This window comes from Steroidobacter sp. (assembly GCF_016790065.1).
In the GTDB taxonomy this organism is placed as follows: domain Bacteria; phylum Pseudomonadota; class Gammaproteobacteria; order Steroidobacterales; family Steroidobacteraceae; genus Steroidobacter.
Window position 1 is genome coordinate 1 of sequence record NZ_JAEUPY010000826.1, and the last position, 2,609, is coordinate 2,609.

Below are 2,609 nucleotides of genomic sequence, written 5' to 3' on the forward strand. Positions count from 1 at the left end.
GACGCGCACGCCGCCTTCAGCAAAGCCGCACACCATCTTCTTGGCATCCTGATAGTTGTCCGGCTCGCAATACAACGGCGAATAACCGTGACCGAACACCGGATCGTGCGCAGTCGCGAGACAGTTCTTCGGCTCGTGTACCTCCAGCTTCAACGAACCGGCAATGGTCGGCTGCCGCGGATTCTCGATGTCGATGAACGTGATGTAACCCCATCCCGGCTTGCCATACTTGCAAGTCTCCTCCGGGCTCACGCGCGGATGATGGTAGGAGAACCCGGTGTGCACTTTCGCGTCCGAGGTAATCACGCCGTCGATACGATTGTCGTAGAGATACTTGCGGCCCTTGATGGTGACCGGCTGCAGGTATTGATTGTGGACCACATCGTCCCAGAACAGCGGCTGGCCGATCATACGGATCTGGGGATTCGGCTTGCGTTCCTGCACTTCACTCACGTCGAGAATGCCGATGCCCTGATAGGGCGCCGGTTTGACCTTGCCATTCACCAGCGAGTAGGTGTGCTCGCCGATGGTGAAGTACGCGCTCTTGCCATCGTCGCTCACCGACAAACCATGAAAGCGCACCAGCTTCGGATCGTCCGTGCGCCACTGCGCCAGCACCTTGGGTTTGGTTGGATCCGTCAGATCGAGCGCAGTGATGCTGTCGCCCACGTCGGGAAATTTGGCTCGCAGATTGGGGCCGGTCGAACCCCACAGAATGGTGCCGTCCGGCGAAAAATCGCCGGTGTGGAATATGAATCCGGGGATGATGCCGCTGAACTTCAGCTTCAGGTTCAGGCAGTCGCTGATGTCGTAGATATCAGTGGTCTTGCCGTAAATATTGGTCTCGTCGAAGTGCTGCGAGACCAGCAAGTTACGCCCGTGATGAATCATCGGCGATTCGTTCGGGTGGATCATCGCCGGCGTGCGCAGATACTTCGCGACCTTGGCAGTCGCCGGATCCTTGGCGTCAATCACCATCAGGCCCGGATTCTTCAGCGTCGAGGTGAACGGTAGCGGAATCAACCACTGCGGCACGTAGGCACAGCGTTCCGTGATTGCAAAACCGACACCGGCGCCTTCACCTACGTACTGGCCCACGAGTTCGAGATTGCAGTTGAAGGCCTGCGACGTGCCGGAGGCGAAGCGTTCCGCCAAAGTGGTCTGCCCCTGAAGACCGCTTTCCACGCGATCCTTCGGGCCGCACACAGCGCGCGTCGCAATCGGGCCGTAGGCCAGTGTTTCCTGCGGCAAACTCATCGACAGCACGGTGGCGACCCACGCCAGCCACCCACCTCGAACCCATTGCATCGATGACCCCCTCGCTGGAATTCAAGCGCCCGGCATGATCGCGCGTCGCGCCGCCCGCCAAAACTAATAATCGTTAATGGCAGCCATACAAATTCACAATGACAGGTCCGAATGTCAGCTTCCAAGACAACTTACTCTGCTGAATTCTGCCGCTTCCGATTAGGAAATCGCATGGCTGCGATTAAGCATTATTTGTTCTATTGCGCCAGGCGAAGCCCGATCATACGAACCGTCCACGACGTGTAGCAAACGACAACGACGCTCGCTTTCGGTGCTCAAGGATTCTCAATGGCTCGCCACGAACACGCCGGTTCTTTTCAAACTTCGGATGACTGCACGCTGCGCTTCAAACTCTATCCCGCGGCCAACGCCGACGCTCCCCGGCTGACGTTGATTCATCCACTCGGACTGAGCGGCGCCGTGTGGGAACGAACCGCGAGCATTCTTTCCAAGCGAGTCGAGCTGCTGACTTACGATTGCCGTGGCCACGGCAACTCCGAGCGGCGTGCGTCACCGTACAGCACAGAGTTGTTCGCGCGCGATCTTGCTGAGCTGCTCGATCACGTCGGTTGGTCGACGACCAGCGTTGCCGGCTGCTCCATGGGCGGCTGTGTCGCTCAGGCGTTTGCCGGCGCTCATCCCGAACGACTCGAGTCGCTGTGTCTGATCGACACTACGGCTTGGTATGGCCCCGAGGCGCCGGCGAGTTGGGGACAACGTGCGGCCATGGCGCGCACCAAAGGCCTGGCGAGCATGGTCGAGTTCCAGGGCACTCGCTGGTTCAGCGACAAGTTTCGCGAGGCGCACCCCAGCGTGGTCGATGAGATCAGTGCGATCTTCGGTGCTAACGACGTCGAGTGCTACAGCTCGACGTGCATCATGATGGGTGACGCGGATCTGCGTCCGCTACTGCCATCGATCACGGTGCCCGTCGCAATCGTCGTGGGTGAAGATGACTACGCAACACCCGTGTCGATGTCCCGCCAGCTACACGAAGCCATCGCCGGCTCGACCTTGAAAATCATTCCGCGCGCACGACATCTTACCCCCATCGAGGTACCTCAGGAGATCTGTGCCCAGCTCCTGGGGCTCCTCGAACGCAAGGCAGCGGCTGCGTCGCTGGCGCCAGAAGAAAGCTAGACGCCATCTATCAGCGTCAGCTCAACTAACGACCCAGCGCTGCATACACTGTCGAAGCAACTCGCGATCCACCGGCTTCGACAGATAGTCGGACATGCCGGCCGCGAAGCAGCGCTCGCGGTCACCAACCAAGGCGTTGGCCGTCATCGCGATGATGGGAA

The 2,609-nt window shown here is 59.5% G+C and carries 2 protein-coding genes; one reads left to right on the forward strand and one right to left on the reverse strand.

The window, feature by feature from the left end:
• On the reverse strand, positions 1-1,308 hold a 1,308-nt coding region (locus JNL55_RS33265; protein WP_293864952.1), incomplete at its 3' end, for a hypothetical protein.
• Between the two features lie 288 nt (positions 1,309-1,596).
• Here JNL55_RS33265 and JNL55_RS33270 point away from each other — a divergent pair.
• On the forward strand, positions 1,597-2,448 hold the full coding sequence (locus tag JNL55_RS33270) for an alpha/beta fold hydrolase (RefSeq protein WP_293864955.1): 852 nt from the start codon (positions 1,597-1,599) through the stop codon (positions 2,446-2,448).
• The last annotated feature ends 161 nt before the right edge of the window (positions 2,449-2,609 follow it).